Origin of the sequence: Balneola vulgaris DSM 17893, assembly GCF_000375465.1 — a bacterium.
Classification (GTDB): Bacteria; Bacteroidota; Rhodothermia; order Balneolales; family Balneolaceae; genus Balneola; species Balneola vulgaris.
Window position 1 is genome coordinate 50,030 of sequence record NZ_AQXH01000002.1, and the last position, 21,417, is coordinate 71,446.

At 40.5% G+C, this 21,417-nt stretch carries 19 protein-coding genes and 1 other RNA gene; 10 read left to right on the forward strand and 10 right to left on the reverse strand.

Annotated features, from left to right (window positions below; genetic code table 11):
- Positions 1-9: 9 nt before the first annotated feature.
- The 4 genes from B155_RS0107350 to B155_RS0107365 form a co-directional block, all read right to left on the reverse strand.
- Complete coding sequence (locus B155_RS0107350; RefSeq protein ID WP_018127612.1) at positions 10-3,078, reverse strand: efflux RND transporter permease subunit; 3,069 nt, start codon at positions 3,076-3,078, stop codon at positions 10-12.
- A 132-nt stretch (positions 3,079-3,210) separates the two neighbouring features.
- Complete coding sequence (locus tag B155_RS0107355) at positions 3,211-4,422, reverse strand: 6-bladed beta-propeller (RefSeq protein ID WP_018127613.1); 1,212 nt, start codon at positions 4,420-4,422, stop codon at positions 3,211-3,213.
- On the reverse strand, positions 4,423-5,634 hold the full coding sequence (locus B155_RS0107360) for a 6-bladed beta-propeller (protein ID WP_018127614.1): 1,212 nt from the start codon (positions 5,632-5,634) through the stop codon (positions 4,423-4,425).
- Positions 5,635-6,873 carry a 6-bladed beta-propeller gene (locus B155_RS0107365; RefSeq protein WP_240386264.1) on the reverse strand — a complete coding sequence of 413 codons (1,239 nt, stop codon included), beginning with the start codon at positions 6,871-6,873 and terminating at the stop codon, positions 5,635-5,637.
- Between the two features lie 181 nt (positions 6,874-7,054).
- Here B155_RS0107365 and B155_RS0107370 point away from each other — a divergent pair, with 181 nt between their 5' ends.
- Entirely contained in the window at positions 7,055-8,179 is a 1,125-nt protein-coding gene (locus tag B155_RS0107370) for an NHL repeat-containing protein (protein WP_018127616.1), read from the forward strand.
- Positions 8,180-8,222: 43 nt separating this feature from the next.
- Here the strand turns inward: B155_RS0107370 and B155_RS0107375 are convergent, their stop codons facing one another.
- On the reverse strand, positions 8,223-9,482 hold the full coding sequence (locus B155_RS0107375) for a 6-bladed beta-propeller (RefSeq protein WP_018127617.1): 1,260 nt from the start codon (positions 9,480-9,482) through the stop codon (positions 8,223-8,225).
- A gap of 116 nt (positions 9,483-9,598) precedes the next feature.
- Positions 9,599-9,966, reverse strand: a transfer-messenger RNA (tmRNA) gene (gene ssrA / locus B155_RS13740).
- Between the two features lie 153 nt (positions 9,967-10,119).
- Between ssrA and B155_RS0107380 the strand changes: the two genes are divergently transcribed.
- From B155_RS0107380 to B155_RS0107400, 5 genes are all read left to right on the forward strand, one after another.
- Entirely contained in the window at positions 10,120-11,013 is an 894-nt protein-coding gene (locus tag B155_RS0107380; RefSeq protein WP_018127618.1) for a DUF72 domain-containing protein, read from the forward strand.
- A gap of 91 nt (positions 11,014-11,104) precedes the next feature.
- Complete coding sequence (locus tag B155_RS0107385; RefSeq protein ID WP_018127619.1) at positions 11,105-13,363, forward strand: TonB-dependent receptor; 2,259 nt, start codon at positions 11,105-11,107, stop codon at positions 13,361-13,363.
- 8 nt (positions 13,364-13,371) lie between these two features.
- Positions 13,372-14,268 (forward strand): DUF4249 family protein, encoded by an 897-nt coding sequence (locus B155_RS0107390; protein WP_157464802.1) that lies wholly within the window; start codon positions 13,372-13,374, stop codon positions 14,266-14,268.
- 8 nt (positions 14,269-14,276) lie between these two features.
- Positions 14,277-14,948 carry a DUF4159 domain-containing protein gene (locus tag B155_RS0107395; RefSeq protein WP_018127621.1) on the forward strand — a complete coding sequence of 224 codons (672 nt, stop codon included), beginning with the start codon at positions 14,277-14,279 and terminating at the stop codon, positions 14,946-14,948.
- Positions 14,949-14,987: 39 nt separating this feature from the next.
- Positions 14,988-15,392: a VOC family protein gene (locus B155_RS0107400; RefSeq protein WP_018127622.1), complete on the forward strand. Its 405-nt coding sequence runs from the start codon at positions 14,988-14,990 to the stop codon at positions 15,390-15,392.
- An 18-nt stretch (positions 15,393-15,410) separates the two neighbouring features.
- On the opposite strand, the gene B155_RS0107405 is transcribed toward B155_RS0107400, so the two are convergent.
- The 4 genes from B155_RS0107405 to B155_RS0107420 are packed head-to-tail and all read right to left on the reverse strand — an operon-like array spanning position 15,411 to position 18,318.
- Positions 15,411-16,667 (reverse strand): MFS transporter, encoded by a 1,257-nt coding sequence (locus B155_RS0107405; RefSeq protein ID WP_157464803.1) that lies wholly within the window; start codon positions 16,665-16,667, stop codon positions 15,411-15,413.
- 23 nt (positions 16,668-16,690) lie between these two features.
- Positions 16,691-17,134, reverse strand: a complete 444-nt coding sequence (gene dut / locus B155_RS0107410; RefSeq protein WP_018127624.1) for a dUTP diphosphatase — start codon at positions 17,132-17,134, stop codon at positions 16,691-16,693.
- Entirely contained in the window at positions 17,131-17,904 is a 774-nt protein-coding gene (locus B155_RS0107415; RefSeq protein WP_018127625.1) for a DUF3108 domain-containing protein, read from the reverse strand. Before B155_RS0107415 ends, dut begins: the two co-directional genes overlap by 4 nt.
- 51 nt (positions 17,905-17,955) lie before the next feature.
- Positions 17,956-18,318, reverse strand: coding sequence for an arsenate reductase family protein (locus B155_RS0107420; protein ID WP_018127626.1), 363 nt, complete (start codon positions 18,316-18,318; stop codon positions 17,956-17,958).
- A 93-nt stretch (positions 18,319-18,411) separates the two neighbouring features.
- Between B155_RS0107420 and B155_RS0107425 the strand changes: the two genes are divergently transcribed.
- Genes B155_RS0107425 through murA form a run of 4 tightly spaced genes read left to right on the forward strand, consistent with a single transcriptional unit; the run spans position 18,412 to position 20,976 of the window.
- Positions 18,412-18,906, forward strand: coding sequence for a hypothetical protein (locus tag B155_RS0107425; RefSeq protein ID WP_018127627.1), 495 nt, complete (start codon positions 18,412-18,414; stop codon positions 18,904-18,906).
- Between the two features lie 45 nt (positions 18,907-18,951).
- Positions 18,952-19,215 (forward strand): hypothetical protein, encoded by a 264-nt coding sequence (locus tag B155_RS0107430; protein WP_018127628.1) that lies wholly within the window; start codon positions 18,952-18,954, stop codon positions 19,213-19,215.
- Complete coding sequence (locus B155_RS0107435; protein ID WP_018127629.1) at positions 19,212-19,718, forward strand: acyl-CoA carboxylase biotin carboxyl carrier protein subunit; 507 nt, start codon at positions 19,212-19,214, stop codon at positions 19,716-19,718. The genes B155_RS0107430 and B155_RS0107435 overlap by 4 nt, the downstream gene beginning before the upstream one ends.
- Positions 19,711-20,976 carry a UDP-N-acetylglucosamine 1-carboxyvinyltransferase gene (murA, locus tag B155_RS0107440; RefSeq protein WP_018127630.1) on the forward strand — a complete coding sequence of 422 codons (1,266 nt, stop codon included), beginning with the start codon at positions 19,711-19,713 and terminating at the stop codon, positions 20,974-20,976. The genes B155_RS0107435 and murA overlap by 8 nt, the downstream gene beginning before the upstream one ends.
- The last annotated feature ends 441 nt before the right edge of the window (positions 20,977-21,417 follow it).

Consider the following 21,417-nt stretch of genomic DNA (forward strand, 5'->3'; position numbering starts at 1 on the left):
AACAATGCTTTAGTTATTGATTGGAGATTTTAACTCCGATTTTCTTTGTTTCCGACCTTCTACCCATTTGAATACCATAGGTATTAAATACAGTGTAAGGAGTGTACTGGTAACCATTCCTCCCATGAGTGCTATGGCTAACGACTTCCGCAATACATAGCCATCTCCAAATGGAATTAACATCGGTATCAAGCCTAAGATGGTGGTTAAACTGGTCATTACCACAGGGCGAAATCTATTTTTACCCGCTTCGCGAATCGCCTCATCTAAGTTGCCCGTTTCTTCATAATAACGGCGCATAAAATCGACTTTAAGAATGGAATCGTTTACGGCAATACCGGTCAGAATTAGAATACCCATAAACGACAGCGCATTTAAACTAACGCCTCCCAACCATAAGGCGAAAATGGAACCTATCCATGCAAAAGGTATAGCTAGTATAATGATGAAGGGGTACTTCAAGTTTTCGTACTGTATGGCTAGTATCAGATAAATGAGCAACACACTGATACCCAATAGCATCGCTAATTCTAGGAGAAGTTGAACGAGTTTAGGTGCCGATCCATCAATTTTTACTTCATAGCCAGAGCGCTGCATAAAAGAATTCACTTCCTCTTTTATTTCATCGGAACGCCACCACCAATCCACAAAGCTGAAACTGGTGTTATAAGTAAGAATAGCTGATTGATTAGAGCGTTCGAGCTGTTCCGATTCCTCTACCACAAAGATGTCGGCAACGGTAGAAAGTGGAATCACTTTATCTTTGATATTTAGCTTCATATCCGCAGGATTAGACCCGACCTCGGCATCGCCCACTAAACGTATGGCTACTTGCTCATCTTGACGATTCCAATCTGTTACCCAAATTCCACGGGTTAAAGATTCCAAGTAACGAACAATTTCTTGTTCCGATAGATCAAACAACAGCAATTGATTGGGTTTCAGCCGCACTTGATAAGCCCGAATAGTTTGGGGGTATTTTTCTGTGAATTGAAGTCCCTCAAAAGATTTCCTCATTTCCTCTTGTAACCGTTGCCCTACACGCTTACTAAAATTTCGATCGGTGCCAATGATACTAAATTGAACGGGAGCCTCAACTGCCCCAGAGGTACTTGTGATTCGAGAATCGGCTTGCTCCGTAAAACTCCATTCCAAATAAGTACGCTGAAGTGCTTTCAACACTTGATGCACCCGATCCGCCTCTTGCCACCCCGATACCGGCACGGTTACTTTAAATTTGTTTAAGCCCTCGTCTTGAATAGAATTAAGACTGCTATTATCGGTATAGCCACCAATGGCTAAGATGTTATTCGATTCTATTTCCGCTTTGATGAAATTTGTGATGAGCATAGCGGATTCTTTCGCCGACTGAATGGCCGTATTCCCGGGCATAGTAACCAAATAATCTACCCGTTCTGGTTTACTTTCTGGCAGCGAAGCTTTTTCAACATTCAGAAACAATAGGGTAGCTCCCGATGCTAGCAAGACCGTAAGTATAATTGGGATTAAAGGTCGCCGCATGCTTACTAAGAGACTACGTTCATAGCGATCAATGATCACATCAAGCCCAGCTGATATTTTCGAAAGTAAAGATGAACTGCCCTTACCACTAAATTGAGCCACGAATACGGGTAGTATTACCAAAGCAACTAGTAAAGAAGAAAGCAAACTAATGGATAAGGTAGCGGCTAGATCTCTAAAGAAAGCCCCTTCAAAGCCACCTAAAAAGATAAGGGGCAAAAATACCGATATGGTGGTACAGGTAGAAGCCGTTACTGCAAGTGCAATTTCTTTGGTACCTACAGCTGCCGCTTCAAATTTATCTAATCCTTTTTTGCGATATCGACTGATGTTCTCCAACACCACAATGGCGTTATCCAGTAATAAACCAATGCCCAATGTAAGCCCACTCAAGGAAATGATATTCAATTGAATATCGAATAAATACATCACTACAAAGGTGAGAAAAATACTTACCGGAATGGATATCCCAATAGTGAACGGGCTCCGAACATCGTCCAAAAAGAGGAACAGAACGATGAATGCCAAAACGCCACCAATAATGAGTGTTTGTAATAAATTGGAGATGGAATTTTCTATGTATGAAGCATCTTCACGGATAACCTCTATACTAACTTCAGGGTTCTGTTCACGAACCTGATTGATCGTTTCAGTGAGCGTTTCAAAAACCGTAACCGTGTTCGCCCCATAATCTTTCTTTACCAATACATTCAGTACTACTTTATTATCTAAGAGGGCAAAACTAGTTGGGTCTGATTCAACGATACGAACGTCGGCAAGTTCACGAAGTAATAGAACACGACCACTGGCTAAAGAACGTACTGGCAGCTCTTCAATGTCTTTGATGGTGTTAATGCGACTCTGAATCTTCAGAGAGTAGCTATAGTAGCCATCCCGAAGAATACCACTGGAGGAAAAGAGATTGGCATCCGTGATTACCCTATTCACTTCAGATAAAGTGATTCCGTATCGATCTAATAACTTTGGTTTGTAGCTGATTTGAACTTCGGGCTCTACTTCACCTACTAAGAGCGCTTGAGCAATACCATCTTGTTGCTCTAGCCGACGCGTAAATACTTGCTCGGCCCATCTTTTGATCGCTAAGCGGTCATCGAAAGTGGGTTCCTGTACCTTATTTAAGGTAAGCGCGATGGTAGCGATGGGCTCATCGGAAGCGGATGAGTACACCAACTGTGGACGTTCTGCATTTTGTGGCAGCCGTTGCCTTGCTTGATCGAGCTTCTCTCGTACATCAAGAAAGGCTAAATCCATATCTGTGCCCCAATCAAATTGAAGGAAGATTAAACTTTGGCCTTGGCGTGCAATCCCTTTAGTACTTCGTACTCCTCGAACCGAACTCAGTACCCCTTCCAAAGGTTCGTTCACACGGTATTCTACATCGGCGGCTGGGGCCCCTTTATACTCGGTGGTTACCAGTAGTGTAGGTGCACTCACATCTGGTAATAATTCGATAGATAGCCGCGATAAAGTAATACCTCCAAAAATGAGGACGGCCAACACTAAAATGATAGAAGCTATTGGTTTTCTAAGAAGCAAATGGAATAATTATTAATACTTAGCTTGAATAGTATTGTTTTATTTCCAAAAAGAAAAAGCCAATACTACGAATAGTTTTGGCTTAGACGACTCGAATCCCTGATTTGTCTCAATTTAAATTTTGAAAGCTCTTTACAACCCCTCAATACTAAACTTGGTTACCGATGGGATGCCAATGCTCGTTTTATTCAACAGATAGAAGTTATCCTCTGCATCTACCCAGTTAATAAGGGGTTTATTTGGTAAGTAGTCTTCTTCTACTGATTGCACCAAACCTAAAAAGGTAACTTCCCTAGTCTCTAGATTTAAGGTCTGCGCATAAATATCGATTATTTCTTCATGGGGACCTTCTTTTTCTAAATCATCCCTCCATTTCCCCACAAACGTAATGAGCCGTCCATCCGATAACTGATACAATCCCATATCAAAGGTATTTACTCTTCCTCGATGAGCTTCGGGAAAGCCTCCAAACATTATTGACTTTAATCCTGGCACTCCGTTTTCAAGGTACAGATCATTTTCTTCTTTGGTGTTTAAGACAGTACTCTCAATCCCAAAATCTGTCAGTTTAATAATTTCTTCCACCTCCCAGGCTTCCCCTGCTCGCTTGAATACATAAAGGTTTCGGTTATAGATAATGGGGGAATAGTAAAATCTGTCTTTAGAAGAATTAAGGGTAAAAGAACCTGCTAATCCAGTAAAAACGATCCAATTAAATCTATTTTGTTCAATATCTTGTAAGTCTGGAAATGTAAAAAAAGAGGTATCCTTTTTTGTAATGTTTCGATCAGATAGATGGAAGTATTTTCTATTAAATAATGGGTTCCCTTCAATGTTATTTGTTGAAGTTCTGTATAAGCCGATGAGCTTGTCGTCATAAAAATCTACATCGTCAGGCAAATACATGCCCATATCATTGAATTTATACCGTTGCCTGTGTACAAGCTCACCTTGCTTAGTTACATACGTATAACTCATACGACCACGGTCTAAAACAAAGAAGTCTTCTTCAGGGGTTATCTCAAAAGTGTTTATATCTCCAAATTCTCCCGGACCTCTTCCTCTACCCCCAAATTCTCGAATATATACTCCTGTACTATCAAACACCTTGATGGTCATGGATGCACGATCTGCTATGTAGATATTCAACTCACTATCTGTTCGTACCCCAATGGGTCTTCCTAACTGGTACTCCTCTCCTTGATCTTCTAGTCCAATAGTGAAATGATTAACCACTGGAGCTTTTTGGTTGAACAAATCTACTGGAACCTGAATCTCTTCACTTTTTGAGCAACTAAGAACTATTAGTACTGCAAATACCCAACTAATCGTTAATCTTTTCACTTACAATCCCTCAATACTAAACTTGGTTACTGATGGAATGCCAATGCTCGTTTTATTCAAGAGATAGAAGTTATCCTCTGCATCTACCCAGTTAATAAGCGGTTTATTTGGTAAGTAGTCTTCTTCTACTGATTGCACCAAACCTAAAAAGGTAACTTCCCTAGTCTCTAGATTTAAGGTCTGTGCATAGATATCAATCACCTCTTCATGGGGACCTTCTTTTTCTAAATCATCCCTCCATTTCCCCACAAAGGAAATGAGACGTCCATCCGATAACTCATACAAACCCATATCGAAGGTATTTACTCTCCCTCGATGAGCTTCGGGAAAGCCTCCAAACATAGTAGTAGTAAGACCAGGGACTTTTCTTTCAATATATAAATCATGTTGTTGTTTAGTGTTTTCCACTATACTCTCGATACCAAAATCAGTCAGTTTAATGACCTCCTTTACCTCCCAAGCATTCCCTGCTCGCTTGAATACATAAAGGTTCCGGTTATAGATTATGGGGGAATAATAAAATCTGTCTCTAGAAGAATTAAGAGTAAAAGAACCCGCAAACCTGGTAAATACTATCCAATTAAGCCTTGTTTGCTCTAAATCATTTAAATCTGGAAATGTAAAAAAGGAAGTATCCTTTTTTGTAATGTTTCGATCAGAAAGATGGAAGTATTTTCTGTTAAAAAGGGGATTCCCTTCAATATTATTCGTTGAGGTTCTATATAGGCCGATGAGCTTATCATCATAAAAATCTACATCGTCAGGTAGATACATACCCATTTCATTAAATTTGTACTGTTGCCTATGTACTAGCTCACCTTGCTTAGTTACATACGTATAACTTCTTCGTCCTCGGTCTAAAATAAAGAAATCTTCTTCTGGGGTTATCTCAAAGGTGTTTATCTCACCAAATTCTCCAGGACCTCTTCCTCTACCTCCAAACTCTCGAATAAATACACCGGTGCTATCGTATACCTTAATGGTCATCCAAGATCGATCTGCAATGTAGATGTTCAACTCACTGTCCGTTCTTACCCCAATCGGACTTCCTAATTGATATTCCTCTCCTTGGTCTTCTAGTCCAATAGTGAAATGATTAACCACGGGCGCTTTTTGGTTGAATAAATCTACCGGAACAGAACTTTTATCTTTCTTTGAACAACTTAGAACGATAAGTACTGCAAATAACCCACTAATCGTTAATCTATTCACTTACAATCCCTCAATACTAAACTTGGTTACCGATGGAATACTAATTCTGGTGTTATCCAACAGGTAAAAATTATCTTCATTATCTTTCCAATTGATGAGTGGTTTAAAATGATTCATATCTGCTTCTACCGATTGTACCAGTCCTAAAAATCTCACTTCCTTTGATTCTGTATCATAAGTTTGGGCATAGATATCTATTACAAACTCATGATCTCTTTCCTTTGATAAATCATCTCTCCATTTCCCCACAAACGAAATGAGACGTCCATCCGATAACTCATACAAACCCATATCGAAGGTATTTACTCGGCCTATATGCGGTTCGGGAAAACCAAATCTCATAACTACAAGACCTGAGACATTCTTACTTCTTAGATCTTTATTTTCTTGAACGGTGGTTTTGGTAAAACTTTTAAGACCAAAATCTGTCAGTTTTCTAACTCCATCTAACTTCCATTGCTCCCTATCCTTTTTAAATACATATAAGTTTCGATGATACAGATAGGGAGAATAGTAAAACCGATCTTTCGCTTTATTGACTACAAAACTCCCCTGCCTTCCAATAAACATGACGAAAGTAAACCTGTTAATCTCTATCTCTTGAAGCTCTTTAAACTTAAAAAAAGAGGTATCCTTCTTTGATAAATTCCTGTCATAAATATGAAATAATGGCCTTTCAAAAATGGGAAATAACTCCACTTCATTGGTGGCACTCACATTCAACCCAATGGTTTTATCCTCATAAAAGTCTACATCATGAGGGAAAAAATTACCCATTGGCTCAAATGAAAAAGACTCGCTACTAATTTGTTCACCCTGATTATCTACAAAAGTATATCTCCATCTCCCTCTATCTAAAACAAAGAAGTCTTCTTCTGGGGTAATTTCAAAAGTATTCATATCCAGAAACTCGCCCGGACCTCTTCCACGTCCTCCAAACTCTCGAATATATGTTCCTGTACTATCGAATACCTTGATGGACTTAGATGCTTTATCTGCGATGTAAATATTCAAATCGCTATCCGTTCGTACCCCAATCGGACTTCCTAATTGGTACTCCTCTCCTTGATCTTCTAGTCCAATAGTGAAATGATTAACCACCGATGCTTGTCGCTTAAGTAGATCTTTGGGAACGGTATCCTTTTCGCGCTTAGTGCAACTAAATACGGTTAACACGATGAGCATCGAAATACCTAAATAAACTAAAACAGTATGATGTGTAATTATTTTAGTATCCAAGAAGCTTAATTAATTGAACTTACTATGAAGTGTATTATTTATTTAGCTATTATCAAAAACCACTACTAATTTTTTGGATACAACCCAACCTAGATCGCTTGAATTATTTTTTGAAATTATGAAACGGATTCTATTTTCGAGTCGTCTCCTTTCAAATCAAATCAAACCAGAACACCCCCCAATGAAATTAATTACTACACTAACGCTGGCGCTATTCGTTATAAGCTGTGGATCGGATTCAGATACTTCAACCGATATCCCAATTATCGAAAACCCAACTTATTTAATAGATGTTACTTCAGAGAATGCACCTATAACGTTTGAACCGGTTGGTGAGCTCAATTTAGAGTTGAATGAAGATGAGATAGCTACCCGCATCTATGAACTGACAACAGATAGTGAGGGAAACATTTACTTTGTAGATGGCCAAATCAATAAACTCATTTCTTTTGATTCGGAAGGGAATCTTCGTTTTGCGAAAGGGCAAAAAGGTCGGGGGCCGGGTGACTTCGAATTTGTTCTATCAACCATTTATCATAAAGGACAAATTTATGTCAGCAATATAAGTGGAAGTCGAATAGATCGCTTTAACCTCGATGGCACCTTTGTGAATAGCCTTAATGTAACTGATGATATTACCTTCCCAAGTTTTACAGCATCTATTTCAGACAAAGAACTTGTGCTTTCTACTGTTAGATGGGGCGCTCTTGGACTTAATTTAGTGTATGCAGAGCTACATCCTGACAGCATTCAATTGAACTCAACGGTTGAAGTTAATCAGGCCTCCAGCGACATAGAGGTGCTTGAAGGTATGAATGGCTCCGCTGAAATTCTGATACTAGAAGATGGTTCCTTTATATCGGGTCATCTTTCAGAGTACAACCTCAGCTATTACACACGTGAAGGTACTTTAACCAAAGTGGTAAAGCGTGATTTAGATACCATCACCCCTCCTGGATTCTTTAAAAGTGAACGAGGTTCTATGATGGGTACATTTGGAGGCGTTAGACCAAAAGCACTTTTACGCTCTGGGCATCTATTGGTACAAGCTCAGTGGCCTACCAATGTGGACGATCCGAACGAAGAGATGCGCCTTCGAGCCAATGGCAAAAAACCAGATACTAAGTTTAAATCTTCCCTCGATCTGTATTCAGAAGAAGGTAAGTTATTACATACCATGGAGTTTGATGATATGAACCCTGATATGGGACGGTTGCTGCATATCGACGACAACGATGTAGCTTACTTTCTAAGAGATGAAGAATCTCCGATCATCGCGAAGTACCAAATTAAAGTGGCGGGGTAGGAATTATTTCCGAATAAATAAGCACTGAATAAACACTTTACATTCAGTGTCTTTCATTTTTAATATATCTGAAATCTCTTTGTCTGGATGGTAAATCATAATTTGAGTATAAAGTCACACCATTCATATAACCATGAAAGTAGGTACTTGAAGATTCTAAAACATCTAAGTTCCCGTTGTTCGTATTAAGAAGCATTGTTTTAAAGTTCATCGGCCTTTCTTCAAGTGGCTGAGCTAATAATTTGTTTACTCTCTTCACCTCTTCAAACTGCATAACAAGATATTCTGAATTGGATACCTCTCGAAAAGGGGTACTCATATCATAGAAACCTTTATTTGCTAATTTAGACCACCCAACACCTTGAACAGGATTAAATTTCTCAATCGATGTTTTATTCCGTAAACCATCTAATCGAATGGCCCAATTTTCGGATCCATCAGGGTTATAACTAAAAATGATTGGAGCATAGATCATCTTTGCTAAAATAGATTGGTTTTTTGCCTTACATGAAAGCTCAACTTGAGAGAGTATTCCTTCATATATACCAAACCCATATTCAGATTTATATTGATACCCGAAATCAATTACTACGGACTTGTTATCTAAATCAATCTTAAGAATTGGACCTTGAAAATTAACGTTATCAAGTTCCAGAATCCTTTTAGTATAAGATTCAGATTTCACAAGGTCATTGTATAATTCTCTATTGATATCAAATCCACTTACATACAAGTTCCCATTCAAATGGCATATGTCATAGGCTTCCATGAAAATGTTTTGAAGGGTGAAATCATATTCATAGCTCTTGCTTTCAGCTTTAAACGTATAGACTTCAATTTCTAGGCGATCTATTACAAAAATTTGGTTAAAATCTTCCGAAACTGTGAATGCAATTACCTCCTCGAATTCACCAGGACCTCTTCCAGCTCTACCAATTCGCTGTATTAAATTCCCTTCAAAATCTATCCTATCAATACTGTATTCATAGCTGTTTAAAAGGAATAACTCATCCTTTGTAAAAAATAGATTTTGAGAGTTACGATAATCGTAGGTTTCTATAGGTAGCTTTTTTGAATTCGACGTGTCACTATAAATATCCCACCCAATTTCTATTTCAGATTGATTTTCCAATCTAGATACCTCAAAAAGATGCGTGAAATAATCATCGTTAGGCAATGACTCTTTCCTTGGATGTGTGATTTCCTGAGGTGTGTACTTACAACCAAACGAGGGAAATAGAAGTGTGTAAATACCAATAAAAATTATTAGTTCAAGTAAGTTTAATTTTTGACGTTTAAACATCTGGTATTAATTGTTACTAAAGAAATTAATAATAGAAGGTAAGCTTTAAATCCTAAAAGATACCCAACAAAAAAAAAGCTACCTCGGTTGCCCGAAGTAGCTTTTTGTATGTGATACTGTGGAGGTGCGGGGAGTCGAACCCCGGTCCGAAACAGTAAATCTACAAGCATCTACATGTTTAGTTATTGATTAACATTCGCAAGAAGCCGAGCCCAATAACTAAGCGACTTCAAACTAGTCTGATAAATTTCACGCATTGAAACCAGACAATAACAATACGCTATCCTACCTGATATGGCGTTCAGCTTGGCGCGGATAGGCACACTGCCAAGGGAACGGCTTAGCTAGCTTACGCTGCTAGGCGGTATGAGTAATTATTGTCAATTACATTAGTTTCCATAATGGATATTATTACGAGATCCATTGGACAATCTCGACATGCAACCTGCGATGTTACGCGTCCCGTCGAAGCCAGAACACCCCCATCTTGTGCAGACGTTTAGTATACGAATTATTTAACACATTATTTTATTCCGATTGTTCCAAATTCGTGAATGATTCCCCCATATTTTCGCTTTTACACCACATCGAAACCCTTTATTTTGTTTACCCCTAATACGTTCACTGCAGTACCATTATGAAATTCGGAAGCGTTAAAGATCCTTCTTCAATTGACTTTAGTTTACCTCAAGATCATCCTGATACGGCAGTAGTATTACAAAATGCTTCTTCAACTCAGCCGTTTTCCGTGTCGGTGGGTTGTACAAACTGGGGCAGGCAACAATTACAAGGCTTCTATCCTCGGGGTACGAAAGACGAACTCACCTATTATTCACGTCAATTCAACAGCATTGAATTGAATGCCACTTATTACAATCAATTTAGTGTTGAGCAGATTCAAAAGTGGTTAGCTAAAACACCCGATGACTTCAAGTTCTACCCGAAAGTGCATCGTAATATCACGCATATAAAAAGACTGCAACAGGTAGAAGCTTCAGTAAACGACTTTGCCCAAATGGCCTATTCCTTCGAGCAAAAACTAGGTGGATGCTTTGCACAATTGCATAACGACTTCAGCCCAAAAGATTTTCCCCGGCTTCAACGTTTTATAGAGTATTGGCCTGATGAACTACCATTAGCCATCGAACTACGCCACACCGATTGGTTTAACGATGAAGTGATGGCTACTCAGCTCTACCGCTTGCTGGAACAGCATCAAGTGAGCAATATAATTACAGATACTGCTGGTCGCCGTGATTTACTCCATATGCGATTAACTACGCCTTCAGCTTTAATTCGGTATGTTGGAACCAATCATGAAAGTGACTATACCCGACTTGAAGCTTGGGCACAACGCATCGCAGGTTGGAAACAACAAGGGTTGCAGCAGCTACAGTTTTTTGTACATCAGTTTGAAGAGAAAGAAATTCCGCAGTTAATTGCCCATTTCATACATCACTTAAATCAACATGCCGGAACAACATTATCGAAACCTGCTTATGAATCGCCACAACCATCCCTTGGACTGTAAGTGATTGTAAACAAACTGTTAATATTGAATTTATTTGCCAACTTTTTGATGCCTGTCCCGTTAAAGGCGCCAAACCTTCATAAAGAGATACATGCCTAAACTATTCATACTCACTGTGCTGTTTCTATTGCCACTTTCTGTACTTGGGCAGCAAGCTTCTGTAAACGGATATATCACAGATGCTTCAAGCGGTGAAACCCTTATTAGTGCCAACATCGCCTTACTTGAAAACAACCGAGGCACCTCTTCCAATACGCTTGGATATTATACCATCACAAATGTAGCGCCGGGTACTTATACCATTGCCTGTTCCTACGTGGGCTACAAGCCTTACAGAAAAGAAATTACCTTAAAGGCAGACGAACCCCTTCGCCTCGATATTAAACTTGAACCCAATGTGGTTACAACCGAAGAGGTGGTGGTTACAAGTACACGCGAGGAAGAGAAGCTCAAAGACATTGGCTCGGCACAAGTGGATACAGAGCTTATCAAATCGTTGCCTGCTGTATTTGAAGCCGATGTATTTCGCTCCATCCAATTACTACCGGGAGTAAAAGCCGCTTCTGATTTCAGCAGTGGCTTATACATTCGAGGTGGCGGACCTGATCAAACATTGATTTTACTCGACCGAAATACGGTATACAATCCCAGCCACTTTTTTGGATTCTTTTCCACCTTCAATCCTGATGCGATCAAAGATGTTCGATTATACAAAGGGGGTTACCCCGCTGAATATGGTGGTCGTTTAGGTTCTGTTCTTACCATCTACAACAAAGACGGAAATAGAAATCGAATGGAAGGAACCGCCACACTTGGTATGTTAGCTTCACGTGTTTCTTTGGAAGGTCCTTATAGTCGCGGTTCTTGGATGATATCCGCCCGCCGAAGTACTCTGGAGCCTCTACTTGGCGCCCTTCGGCAAAACAACGACAACATCCCCTCTAAGTTTTACTTCCTCGACTTTAACGGGAAAGTAAATTTTGATGCCTCCAAGAACGACAAGCTTTCGCTGGCTTTTTATGCCGGTGAAGACAACGTGAAATTCCCGTTTGCCGACGATGCTGAATTTAGTTTGAACTACGGAAACAGCACACTCAGCGGTACGTGGACACACATCTTCAATGAGAAACTGTTTTCTAATTTCGTACTCACAGGATCGCAATACTTCAATTATCCTGAGTTACAATTTGGTGGAACCCCCATCGAACGACGAAATAATATATACGACTACTCGGTTAAAGCTGACCTAGAATATCTTCCAAATGAGAAGCATGAATTTGCTATCGGTGTTTGGGCGGGGATGCTTACCATTCGTCTCAAAGATCGTTTTGATAATGAGGATAGTTTTCAGTCTCGGAGTCACTCGCGCTATGGGTCGATGTATATCTCGGATACATGGCGCCCCTCAGATAAATGGAAAGTGACGGGTGGTTTGCGCAGCAGTTACCTTTCTGATGGCGACTACCTTCGCTTAGAACCTCGACTTGCACTCGAATACCGCCCTATGGAGCGAATTCGCCTTCAAACAGCATACGGACGTTATAATCAGTACCTCACCCTAATCACCAACGAAGCCTTTTCTGGCTTTGATGTTTGGCTTACTGCCGATGACGGGGTGAAGCCATCCTATGGAGATCAGTTCATTGTAGGGGCTAAAACCATCCCTTTTACAGGCTACGGTTTTGATGTGGAATTGTATTACCGAACCATGAACGACCTTTTCGAACTCGATCCCTTTATACAAGATATTTCAGGCTTAGCCTATCCCGAGATCTTCCGCATTGGAAATGGGGATGCTTATGGTGCTGAAGTGTTCTTTGAAAAGAGAGCTGGACGATTCACCGGTTTTGTGGGATACACCTTTGCTTATACCTGGAAAAAGTTTGATAACTACAATAACAGCATGTTCAACCCCGATGGTGGCGGACGTCGTTACCCACCAAAGTATGATCGCCGAAATGATGTGAATGTGGTTCTGAACTATCAAATCAATAGTAAGTGGAAAACTACGGCAGCCTTTAATTATGCCACGGGTCAGGCTTACACGGAAGTACTCGGGCGATATGCGGCTAAAAATGCTCCATGGACCAACGACGACCTCAACACCTTTACCGTGGGTAAGATTAACGCTTCTCGCCTGCCTCCCTATCATCGCCTCGACGTCTCTTTTTCTAGACTTGGCACCTTTTTTGGCAAAGGGAGTACGGAATGGCAATTTCAAATTATCAATGTGTATTCACGACGAAACATCTGGTTCTACAATTTCAATTTTGAAGAGAACCCCGTTGAACGCTCCGAAGTACCTCTACTTCCCCTACTCCCAACTATCAGCTATACTGTAAACTTCTGATGATGAATATGAATAGATCAATTTTTATTACACTCCTTGCCCTGTCAGCACTTTGGGTGTCTTGTGATTTATATCCACAAGATGAGTATGAAGAAGCTTATGTAGTGGAAGCATATATGGTTGCCCAAAACACCTTGCCCAAGGTGTTTGTATCTCGAACAGCGCCAGTGTCGGAGGCTTACATTTTCGACGATTATGCGGTGAAAGGTGCCAATGTTGAAATTCGTTTGCTGGAAGATGGAATCGGTTCAAATATTGAACAACAATTCAGCTATAGGATGGCAGACCCGGGCATCTATGAACCCGAAATCGAATTAGAAGTGTTGCCCGCACGTACCTATCAGTTGAATATCACCTTCAATAACGACCCCATTGTTATTCAAGGTTACACCACGGTACCAGATACTTTTAGTTCCAACACTGCCATACCAGACACCGTGATTTACCAATCGCCCAATCAAATTGAACTGGATATCACCCCAAGTGAAAACCGTGATCGGCAGAACTATTTCATCTTTACAACCATCGCTTTGGATGCTGATATAGAGAATTTCACCCCCCTTTATGCTGATTTCTTTGATGAAGAAGAGGATGAGATCAATGATTTTGTGAAGACAAGTTCTGGCATCGTAAATGAAGCCAACTTCGAAACTAGAGCTGATGGTACCATCAACTTAAAATACCCGTGGATTGCCGTAGCATTTTATGGACGCAATCAAATTGTGGCCAATATCATCGATGATAATTTATATGATTTCGTGCGGTCGCAAGCCGTCCAACTTGGAAGCTCTACACTCTCACCGGGTGAAATACCAAATTTGATTTATCGTTTAGACAATGCCGTTGGCGTATTTGGGTCTATTGCCGCCGATACCATCCAAACGTATATTAAACGCCCACAATAAACAGCTTCATGAAGAAATCACTGCTTTTACTTATTGGCTTGTGCACCTTTTTGGGTGTGGTGGAAAGCTATGCCCAAAGCAGTGGTGAGTTTGAGATTGGTCGTGTTAAATATCGAGGTGGTGGCGATTGGTATAATGACCCGTCTGCCCTAACCAATTTAATAGGATATGCGAAAGACCGGCTTCCTATTCCTATTGCCAACAAGTACAAAGATGTTGCCCTTGGAAGCACCGACCTTCACTCCTACCCTTTTCTGTTTTTAACGGGACACGGAAATATAGCCGTTAACACTTCGGAGGTGGAAAACCTGCGGTCTTATCTCGAAAATGGTGGTTTCTTGTACATCGATGATGACTATGGCATTGACCCTTATGTTCGCTCAATGATGCGGGAAGTATTTCCGAATGAAGAGTTCATCGAGATACCTTTCTCACACCCTATTTATAATAAGGTGTATGATTTTGATAACGGCTTGCCCAAAATCCACGAGCACGACAATAAAGCCCCTAAAGGTTATGGCATTTTCCACAAAGGAAAGTTGGTGGTGTTTTACAGTGTGGAATCCAATTTAGCCGATGGATGGGCTGATGCCGAAATTCATAACAACCCTCCCGCACTTCGTCAAAAAGCGTTACAGATGGGCACCAATATTTTGGTTTATGCCCTCACTTCCTTATAGTTCATCGTAATTATAAGGGAATCATAAAATAATGGAGTTATGGAAGGCATATCACCCTATCTCTTCTTTCAGGGTAATTGTGAGGAAGCAATCACATTCTACCATCAAGTTTTTGGTGGAGATCTAAAAATTCAGCGATTTGGCGAAACTGAAATGCCTGTAGATGATGCATACAAAGACAAAGTTATGCATGCAGAATTAATTGTAAACGGCTTATTGATGCTGTTTTCTGACGGTGCACCACATAAGGAAATCGTTCAGGGTAACAACATTCAAATCACACTCAATTTTACCGACGAAAACGAACAGGCTACCGTGTATGAACAACTAGCCGATTGCGGTAAAGCCTCTATGCCTATTCAACGCACATTTTGGGGCGCTAAATTTGGTATGCTAGTTGATAAATTCGGTGTGCATTGGATGCTCAACTGCGAATCGAATTAAGCAACAAACTTAAAGCATCTATAGGGTTGCTTGAGTTTCTTGGTAGTCATTCTCACGGGGCGTGATATAGAAAGTCCACGATAACCCTGCCACCATCATCATACCACCGTAAATCATAATCAGTGGTTTGATCGGTATGATTTCGAACTCCAGTATGAGTGCCGCAATAGTTACCGATATGGAATTCCCAATCGTAAACAGTAACCACTCTGTACTAAAAATACGCCCTCTGAAGGTGTCTACCGTTCGCTTTTGAAGTAAGATCGTACTCATTACCCAGTTCGCACCTGAAGCGGCATGAGCAAGTAACACAAAAAGAATCATCACTACGATACTACTGCTCCATCCTACCACGGTGTACATGGCACCCGCAACAAAAATACAGGCGCCCATTATCATCACCCAGTCCTGTTCTTTCTTGAAGAAACGACGCCCCATAACCGGACCAATACCGGTGCCTATACCACGTGCAGCATATAACAAGCCTAAGCCAATGCTACCCATTTTTAAAACATCCTCACTTACAATTATAAGCAAGTACACCAATCCACCTAGAAACATAGTTGAGGTGCCTTTGGCTAAACTCGGACGCAGAATATGCCTGTTTCTTATCAGGTAACTGGCCCCTTCTTTAATTCCTGTGAATGGATTTCGAGTTCTATGCTTTTCTTCGGCCGTTTGCTCTTGTTGTGGGATTATCGCTCGATAGAGAAACAAAGCCGAAACGATATAACTGAGTGCATCAAGAATAAAGACCATATCAGTACCAAGCCATTCGGTGGCAAAACCGCCTATGGCCATCCCAGAGGTAAAAATGATACTCCATGTTGCTGTTGAAATCACATTCGCGTTTACAAGCTCAGCTTCAGATGTAACATTAGGGATGGAAGATGTTTTAGCGGGTTCGAACACCGCCGAAAGCATCATTTGAATTGCGGTGAGCACATAGGCCAACCAAAGAGTCTCGGCAGATTGTACTAGAAGTAGACCTGCCAGTGCCGCAGCTCGGGCAACATCGCAGAAAATCATCAAATGCCTACGGTTAAAACGGTCGGCCAAATAACCTGCAAATGGTGAGAAAAATGCTAAGCTCAACATCTTCACCACGATGATGAGGCCTAGTAGTAACTCCGAATCAGAATAACGTGCTATTACAGCATACAATGCCAGTAACCCAAACCAATCTCCAAAGTTAGAAACAGCCTGACTCAACCAAAGTAAACGGTAATTTCTGTTTTGTTTTATTAACTGTAGGTACGGCTTAAGACTTTGCAAGCGGGCTGATATAAGGCATTCTGTTATTTAATTCCTGTACTACCAAAACCACCTTCGCCGCGTTCAGTCTCATCCAAGTTTTCTACTTCCACCACAGGAAACTGAGTAACGGGAGCGATCACCATTTGTGCGATCCTATCACCATGACTTACTTCGAAGTCTTCTTGGCCTAGATTAATAGCAATTACCTTTACTTCTCCTCGGTAATCGGCATCAATTGTTCCTGGTGTGTTCAACATAGTGATGCCGTTTCGAATGGCTAAACCACTACGTGGACGTATTTGAGCTTCATAACCATGAGGTATTGCCATTTGTAAACCCGTAGGTATCAAAGCACGCTCTCCCGGCTTCAAAACCATCGGTTCTTCAAGCGCTGCACGAATATCCATCCCTGCAGCTGAAGAAGTTTCGTAACTAGGCAGGGCTAAGTCTTTGGCGTGCGGTAATTTCTTAAATAAAATCTTCATCTATCCATTCGGTTGTATTCAATAAGTCGAATGATGGTATTGCCGAACAACACTTTTACACGTGCTTCTAATGGCACTCGAAGATCATCGGTTAAATACCATGCTCTAAAATTTCCTGAAAACCCAAAAGGGCCATCAATATTTTCAGTGCTTCCTTCCATTTTGTAGGTAGCCACTCTTTCCTCCCAAGGGGCATAATTTCGCATCTCTACTTTCTTGGGATTCTTCATGTGAATGTAGCCTAATTTTTTGGTTACATACACCGGCAAAGTTCGATCAAATCCACTGCCTGCAAACATACGACCGTAGTAAAAAATGACTTGTCCAGCTGTAGCAGGTTCAACCAAGGCTAAGGTATCACGAGTTTCATCCTCTTCTTTATATCTAACCACCATCTCCTCTCGATCAAAGCTGTACTCGATATCTTTGTACTTATCCTCGTCGATATTGTCTTTCCAATAGTATTCCGTTACGGGTATCCCGTCGTCGTTCACAAAGAAAAGCGAATGAAAATAGTCTATTTCAGTACCAACCAATGGTATGCGAGCATTTGAAGTGATACGCGTTACCATATGCTTCAACGTCTTGCTGTTATAAGTGGTATCCGATAGTAGCTCCACTTCTACCCACCCTAATTTTAGAAACCCATACTTCACTTCATATTTGAAGGTCTCTTTAACGTCAAAGATTTGTTGAAGTGTAGGTGGCTTTAACTGCTCACTTGGATAGGGATGCTGAGCAAATGCGGAGGTGGCAAATAGAATGCTCATACAGAGCATTCCTAGCCATCTAAAAGTTTTATGTGGAAGAGTTTTATTCAATTACTCTTCTTCGTCGTTATTTGCTTTCACGAAGTTTTCAATCGCTTCTTCATCAAAGCCTACAAGAACGGCTTCGTCTTGAACAAGCACTGGACGTTTAATCATTGACTGATTCTCGAATAAAGTCTGAATCATTTCTTCATCAGTTAGTTCTTTATCCTTTAATCCCAAATTACGATAAGTGGTACCACGTGTATTAACTAACACATCTAAGCCTACTTTAAACTCCAGCTCTTTGATCTCATCAATAGTGAGTGGTTCTTTCTTTAAATCTACGAACTCATAATCAATTCCATTATCACTTAACCAAGCGCGTGTATCTCTGATTTTATTACAGTTTTTTATGCCAATTACGTGCAACATGTCTTTTCAATAATTATGTTTTGTATTTTGGGCGAAAGATAAGGTTTGAAACTGCAATAACGAACCCTATCTCCGTTTTTACACATACTTTATATGAGATTCATACATCTATTATTCTTACTAACTGCATTCCTTCTCATTTCTTGTTCTGGGGATGATGCACAACGCGAATTTGAAAGTCAGGCATACCAAGATCCTTCCGGAATAACCATGACCAATAACCAAGGTTCGGTGAGCAGTTTCGACCCCGATGACTGGCGCATATCTCCAATCTACCAAGGCACTTTCGAGGTAACTCCACCTTACCCAAATCCCGTGCAATTGGGAAACCTTATTGAGTTCGAATACAATGTATTGAGTGTGCAAGCCGTGCGAGGCTTAGATGTTCGCATTCAAACGAACAGTGGATGGAAGAATTTATATCGCAGTTTTGAAAACCCACTTCCACCGGGCCAAGAGATTTTTCGTATCAGCGCGAGCGAATTAAGTCCGGATAATTCTGACCAACTAGCACGTGGATTACATCGCATTTACTTTTTCGATTTCAATCAGCGTTTAATCAGCTACGGCGATGTTGAAGTAAGGTAGACTAAAGTTTGTTATAAAATCACTTCTACTCTATCTTCACGGTCTATGAAAAAACTCACCCCATCCGAGCGCTTAGTTATTGAACGTCTCATTTTTCCTGAATCATTTGAAGTGATTATGGAGGAAACACAAATGGACTATGGAGCGCTGCGTGATGACCTCATGAATTTAGTTAATTTCAAGTTCGTGGAAGTTTTTAACCCCGATGATATCGACACGGGTTTGGCTTTTTACGACAGTGATAACATCCGTGAGTTTACTTTCAGAGCAACCAAAACCGGACTTAAAAGCATTAGACGTACCGCATGAAATTTGAAGCTAGCATCAACGAAAAGGCCATTCAGGTAGACCTTCAGGAAAAAGAAAATACCTTTACAGTAGGTGATACTACCGAATCGTATGAGTTCATCGAGCAAAACGGCCGTTATTTACTCCGTTTCGGAACAAAACTCTACAAGATCGATAATGTAAGTTATGACGGTTCCGACATTGAGTTTTCTATTAATGGCGAATGGCACACAGTTTCTGTAAAAGATGAGCAAGAGTTGTTATTAGATAAACTCGGATTCAAAACAGGAAATGCGGCCGCTGAAGGTTCTTTAAAAGCTCCGATGCCAGGTAAAATTTTAGATATTTTAGTATCTGAAGGCGATGAAGTAACAAAAGGTCAGCCTATTGTTATACTCGAAGCCATGAAAATGGAAAATGAATTAAAAGCCGCAGTAGATGGCACCATTGCCTCTATTGAAGTTGAAGTTGGGCAGTCTTTAGAAAAAAACTCACCCATACTGGAGATCGAGACCCTTGGATAAATTTGTGATTAAAGGCGGTACCCCTTTAAAAGGTACCATTGCTATTAGTGGTTCAAAAAATGCGGCATTACCTATCATAGCTGCATCTCTATTAGGAAATTCCCCATCTACCATTCGAAACACACCTCGACTGCAAGATATTTACACCTTCAACAATGTACTGAGAGTTGTAGGTGCTAAGGTTGACTTTCAGGAAGAGCAAAACACCTTAGAAATTGACCCTACTGGGGTTTCACATCTGGAAGCACCTTACGACTTAGTTCGCAAGATGCGTGCTTCTTTCTATATGCTTGGTGCTTTAGTTGGCAAGCATGGCTATGCAAAAGTATCGCTTCCGGGTGGATGCGCATGGGGACCTCGTCCCGTTGACCTTCACCTTAAAGGCATGGAAGCCATGGGTATCGACATCTCTTTAGACAAAGGGTATGTAATAGCCAAGGCCGATAAAGAACTTGCTGAAAGCAGTTTCACTCTGAAACCAAGTAGTGTTGGAGCTACCGTAAATTTACTCTTAGCTGCTGTGCTTCGTACCAAGAAGTTTACGATTAACAATGCTGCAAAAGAACCCGATGTGGTTCAATTGTGCAATTTCTTAGTAAAAATGGGAGCCAACATTGAAGGCATTGGCACCGATACCCTTATCATATCTGGCGTAGATGAATTAAAAGGCATCGAAGTAGATAATGACCCAGATCGTATTGAAGTGGGTACCTTTATGATTGCCGGAGCTATGATTCCGGATTCAGATCTTACCTTAACAGGATGCAATCCCGACCACCTTGGCTCTTTCTTGCCTGTTTTCAAGAAAACTGGTGCTGATGTGAAGGTAGATGGAACTACCATTTCGGTTAAAGCCCCTAAGCAATTAAAAGCGGTGTCTATCAAAACAGAGATCTACCCTGGTTTCCCAACTGATATGCAGGCGCAATGGGCAACAATGATGACGCAAGCGGAAGGAGCATCGAAAGTGACCGATACGGTGTATTTCGATCGTTTTAGCTATGTACCTGAACTCACACGTTTAGGGGCCGACATGCACCTCGAAAAGAACACGGCACACATCCAAGGAAAAACGCCTTTAGAAGGTGCTTCGGTAATGAGTACCGATCTACGCGCAAGTGTAAGCCTTGTATTGGCTGCAATGGTTGCTGAAAATACAACGGAAGTATTGCGTGTATATCACCTCGATCGTGGCTATGAATCCCTAGAACACAAATTAAATGCTGTGGGTGCTGAAATCACCCGAGTGGATGAATAAATCCTTCATCTTCCAACACCATTTAATACTCTAAAATCAATCTTGAAAACTAATTGTCATTTTCAAGATTTAATGATTTTATTCTAGCACATTCAGCGTTATATTTGTATTTAATACAGTCGGTTAAATAAAAAAGACTTTTTAAGAAATTTATTTTTTGCTAGACGCAACTAATACATATCAAGAATACACGGTACAAGAAGAGAGCAATGACCTTCTTGGCTACCTTACTATCGATTTATTCTGTTTCTGTAGCTTAGTATTTACACTTATCAAACAGGAACTTTTTCATGGTTCAACTTCTGAGCCATCCCTAAACCAAACAAATTTTCAAGAAATAAAGGCCGATGTTACTGCTTTGCCTTCTCAGGTAACATCCTATCTACACACATTTAGAAGTCCAGATGTAGTCCTAAAGATCAGAGACTGGATAGCTTGTAT